General features: G+C 51.5%; 1 protein-coding gene. It reads right to left on the bottom strand.

Translation table 11 applies throughout. The annotated features are described in order from the left end of the window. On the bottom strand, positions 1–6,268 hold a 6,268-nt coding region (locus tag AC5ELV_RS26030), incomplete at both ends, for an amino acid adenylation domain-containing protein (RefSeq protein WP_493432429.1).

Raw genomic sequence — 6,268 nt, 5'->3', positions numbered from 1 at the left:
CGTAATTTCAAACGCGGACGGACGAACTTCGCCCAGCTGCTCAACTTGCTCCTCTACCGGATAATTCTCAAATACCATAATGTGGTTAATTAGATTTTGCTTCTGCTCCGTCAGCGCCTGAATTTCATACAGCGGGAAGCTGTCATAGGCTCCCGTGGCCAATGCTTGCTTCTGCGTTTTCCGCATGATGTCCACAAACGTGGCATTTCGTTCACTTTGAATCCGCACCGGGATCGTATTAATGAACAAACCAATCATATGTTCTACACCAGCAATATCTGTCGGACGTCCAGATACGACACTGCCGAAAATAACATCCTCATTGTTGTTATATTTCTGTAAAATAAGGCCCCACACGCTCTGCATCAGCGTATTGATCGTGACCTGCTGCTGCTTCGCAATCCGGTGTATGGCTTCGCTCCACGTTGGGTTCAGATCTACCGTTATTTTTTCAGAGATATATTGGCTGGTTTCACTTGCTGTAGTGGATACAGTACTAGCCGCTTGGTCTTTCGATGCGGTATCCGATCCAGGTAACAACGTCTGCTGTTCAAAGCCCGCCAAATAACTGCTCCAATACTCTTTTGCTGCACGTTCATCCTGACGCTCTAGCCATTCGATATATTGGCCATACGGTGTGATCGGAGCAAGCTCCGGCTGCTTCTGCTCCAGCAGCGCAAAGTACGTACCAAACACTTCGCCTGTAACCAGCGATAAGCACCAGCCGTCCATGACAATGTGATGGAAACTCCATACCAAATGATACGTTTCTTCATCTATTTGCAATATCTGTACACGCATGAGTGCATCGGTAGCGAGATTAAAACCTCTAGCTTGGTCCTCCTGCTTAAACGTCTGGATATACGCCTGTTGCTCCGCTTCCTGCATTTCGCGTATATCCTGGAAGGAAAGGTCGCTATCTTTGTGACGGAACACGATCTGCAATGGCTCCTGACTGTGCCCTGTCTCAAACCGATGGAAATTCGTCCGCAGCGCTTCATGACGCTGTGTCAGTACATCCAGACTCTTGCGGAAAACAGCTACATCAAAGCTGCCTTTTTGATCAAACGACGCTTGCTGGAAGTATGCGCCTGATCCCGGCTCCATCAAGCTATGGAACAGCATCCCCTTCTGCATTGGCGAAAGAGCATACACATTTTCCAGCTCGCCCACAGAAGCGGTTTGCTCCGTCAATTGTTCCAGCTGTTCCAGAGACAAGCCTTTGAACAAGACATCGCTTGGAGTTAGCTCACTCCGCTCTTGGGAGGCACAATGAACGATCACTTCCTGCAGGCTTTCCTGCAGCAACTGCGCAAATTTTTCTACATTTTGCTGATGATATACCTTACTGTCATAGCGAATGTCCAGTGTCAGCGCGCCCGCTGTAATCATGCCGTTCACATTCAAAGGATGCTCCAGCACGGTACGGTCACTCATCGGCTCACCACCTGGATGTGAAGACAGCGTGATATCCCCATTTTCCAAGTCCTGATCAAATTGTCCCAAATAGTTAAAGCTAATTTCAGGCTGCAAGGACCAGGAAGGATGGGCATCATGCTGAGACATATATTTCAAAATGCCGTAGCCAATGCCCTTATGCGGCACATGACGTAGGTCTTCCTTCACCCGCTTGATGCGCTGCCCTACTTCCGCCGTTCCATCCACACCCAGCAGTACTGGGTACTGACTCGTAAACCAACCCACGGTACGTGTGATATCCACATCTGGAACAATAGCCTCCCGGCCATGCCCCTCCAGATTGACCAGCACACGCTCCTGACCGCTCCAGTTGTACAATGCAGTACCGAGTGCAGTTAACAGCAGATCATTGACCTCGGTGTTGTACGCACGATGCGATTCCTGAAGCAGCAGCCGGGTTTCCTGTTCGCTCCACGCCACGCTCACCGTTTCACTGTCTCTGACCACAAAATGCTGTCCTGTCGCTCTTTCTTGATCCTTAGGTAGCGATGCAATTTCCACTTGGGCAAGACGCTGCCAATACTCGCGTTCATTTTCGATCGCCGGACTGTTCGCATATTGAGACAACTGCTCTGCCCAAGCAGAGAAAGAGTCCGTTTTGTATGGCAGGCGAATCGCTTCTCCCCGCACGGCCTGCTCGTATCCCGTAGCAAAATCCTCAAACACAATCCGCCATGAAATGCCGTCTACGATCAGATGGTGAATGGCAATCAGTAAATGATCTCCATCCATGCAGCGGAAAAGTCCCAGCTTCACCAGCGGTCCTTCGTCCAGACGAATGGAACTTTGGATGGCATTGGCTTTCGTTTCAATCGCCATCGCGACATCTGCCGCGTCTTCGACGCCTGACAAATCAACAACGTCCAGACTATACAGCTCGCCTTCGTTCACACCGCGATTCCACGCTTCATAGCCCTGTTCGGTCTGACGGAAGACCATACGCAGCGCATCATGATGCTCCGTCACCTTAGTCACCGTGTGATGCAATGCGTCCATATCGAAGCCTTCAGTTCTATGCAGCATCACCGACTGGTTAAAATAATGCGGCTCTGCTGAGGATAGTTCAAAGAACCATTGCTGAATCGGGGTCAGCTTGACCCTTCCCGAAACCACGCGTTGATCGGCTGTACGGCTGACCTTGTGTACATGATCACTCAGCAGCGAGACAGAAGGATATTGGAACAAGTCCTTCATGTCCAGCTTGTAGCCCGCTTGCAGCAAACGGGAGGATACCTGAATCGCCTTGATCGAATCACCGCCCAGATCAAAGAAATTATCCAAAATCCCGACTCTCTTTGCTCCTAATACAGCCTGCCAAATCGAAACTAACGTCTGCTCCAGCGCTGTGCGCGGCTCTACATAGTCCGCTCCGCTTTGCAGGCTGCCTTCTGGTGCCGGCAGGGCCTTGCGGTCGATTTTACCGTTCGGCGTCAGCGGCATCTGCTCCAGCTGGATGAAATACGAAGGCACCATGTAGTTTGGCAGCTCCTCACCCAGTAAGCTGCGCAGTTCCCCAGCGCTTACGTCTCTTTCAGCGACATAGTACGCCACCAGTTGGTTTTGTCCCTGCTCGTCCGCCTGGGCCAGTACGATGACCTCTTGTACATCCTCCACTTTCAAAATTTGTGCCTCGACCTCGCCCAGCTCGATCCGGTAGCCCCGGATTTTCACCTGATGGTCGATCCGGCCCAAATATTCGATGTTGCCGTCTGGCATCCATCTCGCCAAGTCACCTGTACGGTACATTCGTTCATACCCTGCTTCACCAGCCGCAAACGGGTTCGCTACAAACTTCTCCGCCGTCAGCTCTGGACGATCCAGATAACCACGGGCCAGACCCGGACCGGACACGCACAGCTCACCCGCTACGCCTACCGGAGCCAAATGTCCATGCCCATCCACCATGTATACCCGATGATTCGGCATAGGACGTCCGATGGAAATCAGCTGTCCGGCCCTTTCATCCTCGGATACCGGCCAGATGGACGTCGCCACCGAGTTTTCGGTTGGACCGTAGCCGTTGTAATACGCCACCTGATCCTTCCACTTGTATACCAATTCTGTAGAAGATGCAGAACCGGCCGTAAACAAAATACGCAGGTTTGGCATCCGCTCCGGCTCCAGATACACCGCATAGGTCGGCGGCAAAGCAGCCACGGTGATTTGATGATCCGCCATATATTGCTCAAACCGCTCGTAGTTCAAAATCGTTTCTGACGTTGGCACATACAACGTGGCTCCGCAAAACAGCGCCTGGAAGATTTCCCAGCAAGCTGCATCAAACGAATAGCTGGCGAACAGCAACGTATGATCCGACGTACGGATCTTGAGCGTCTGATCAAAATACGTCTTCAGATTGCATAGCCCGTGATGCTCGAGCATTACGCCCTTCGGCTGCCCCGTTGTCCCCGACGTATAAATCACATATGCCAAATCGTTTGGACCGGACCACCGCTCCAGGTTAGAACCATCCTCGTGATACACCGTTTGTGCTCCATCCAGCACCAGCACCTGACCATCGATAGCTACTTTGTCTACCAGATGGCTTTGCGTCAATAGTAGCTTCGCACCTGAGTCGTCCAGCATGTAGCGGATACGCTCCTCTGGATACGTCGGATCAATAGGGACATACGCGCCCCCGGCCTTCAAAATCCCGAAGATGCCTACGATCATGTCCACCGAACGCTCGGTCATCAGACCCACCAGACGATCCTTCGTCACGCCTTGACTGCGCAAGGTACGAGCTAATCGATTGGCGCGTGCATTCAGCTCGCGATAGGTCAACTGCTCTCCCTCGAAGAACAATGCTGTCTGCTCCGGCGTCTGCGCGGTTTGCGCCTCGAACAAGCCGTGGATCGTTTGCTCGCTTGGATATGCTGCCGCTGTATTGCCCCATACGTCGACGATTTGCTCACGCTCCTGCGCCGTAACCATATCCAGTTCATGTACACGGATGTTCGGATTCGCTGTCACCTGTTCCAGCAACTGCACCAGATGACCTCGAATTTGCTCTACACTTTCCCGTTCAAATGCCAAGGCATTATATCCGAAGCTCATGTGAATGGTATTCCCCGGCAGCACCACCAAGTTAAAGTCATAGTTGGTCTGCTCGACAGACTCGGCTCCTGTGATACTAAAGCTGGACTCATCACCGTTGCCTAATTGCTCCAATTGTTCCTCTACCGGATAGTTCTCAAAAATAAGAATATGATGGATCAAATCCTGCTTAAGCTCCGACAGTCCCTGAATTTCATACAACGGGTACGTATCATAGGCATGGGAAGCAATCGATTGCTCCTGGGTTTGCTTCATCACGTCTGAGAATAAGCCGTCCACTTGACTGAGGATACGCACAGGAATGGTATTGATAAACAGACCTATGATGTGCTCCACATTCGGAATGTCTGCCGGACGTCCAGATACCACGCTGCCAAACACCACATCATCTGTGCCATTATATTTTTGCAGCAAAAGGCCCCAAACCGTCTGCATCAACGTATTGATCGTTACCTGATAACGCTTGGCTACTCGCTGAATGTCAGCCGTTAGCTCCGCGCCCAAGTCAAAATCCAGACGATCCGCCTGATAGCCCGTTTTGCCCTGAATTTTAGCCTGTGGCAGGCGGGACTGTTCCTCGTATCCTTCCAGAACCTTGCTCCAGTAACCTGATGCAGCCTGACGATCCTGTTGTTCCAGCCATTCGATATATTGACTGTACGGCGTTACAGGTGCCAGTTCCGGCTGCTTATGGGCCAGTATCGCAAAATAACTCGCAAACACTTCGTTTGTCACCAGCGACAAGCACCAGCCGTCCATGACGATATGGTGGAAGCTCCACACAAAACGGTACGAATCCTCACCTGTGCGCAACACAGCAACACGCATCAAAGCATCTTGTGCCAGATCAAAACCTCTTTGCTTGTCTTGGCGCGTAAATTCAAGGATGTATTCGTTTTGCTTCTCGCCCTCCATATCCCGCAAATCCTCAACGTATAGTTCGCTGCGCTTATTGCGGTACACGACCTGCAGCGGTTCATCCTTCCAGCCGCTGTAGAAGTTCGTGCGCAGTACCGTATGCCGCTGCACCAAGACATCCAAACTGGCCGCAAATGCAGCGATATTAAAATGTCCTCGCAGATCAAAGGAGGCCTGTTCAAAATAAGCTCCCGATTGCGAGTCCATCAGATTGTAAAAGAGCATGCCCTTCTGCATCGGCGTCAGTGCGTATACATTTTCCAGCTCACCGGTATGTGCCGCCTGTTCCGCAATTTGTTCCAGTTCTCCAGTCGTCAGACCTTTGAAGGACACATCACTTGGCGTCAGCTCCGGCTGTTCCTGGGCGACACAATGCGTAATCACCTCTTGCAAAGCGGATTGCAGCAGTCCTGCCACACGTTCCAGCGTTTCTTTGCGATACTGCTTATGGCTGTAAGCGATCGTCAATCGCAGCGTACCTTCCGAGATCATCGCATTCAGATCCAGCGTGTACAGTAACGGTGAATGTGCATCATCTGTCTCTCCTGCACCGTAGGACGACAACGTGATTCCGCTATTTTGCAGATCCTGATCGACCTGCCCCAAGTAGTTAAAGCTGATTTCCGGTTCTGCTGCAATCTCATGCGCTTTACCCGATCTTGATGTATGGGACAAGTAGCGCCAAGTTCCATAGGTCAGTCCTTTATGCGGAATACGGCGCAGTCCTTCCTTCGTTTCTTTAATCCGCTGGGCCAGCGTCAGGTTGACATCTGTGTCCAGCAGCACCGGATACAGGCTTGTAAACCAGCCGATC

This window comes from Paenibacillus sp. NMA1017 (assembly GCF_058895805.1).
Note: the sequence above shows the minus strand (reverse complement) of the source record. Positions and strands in the feature narration are given on the sequence as shown.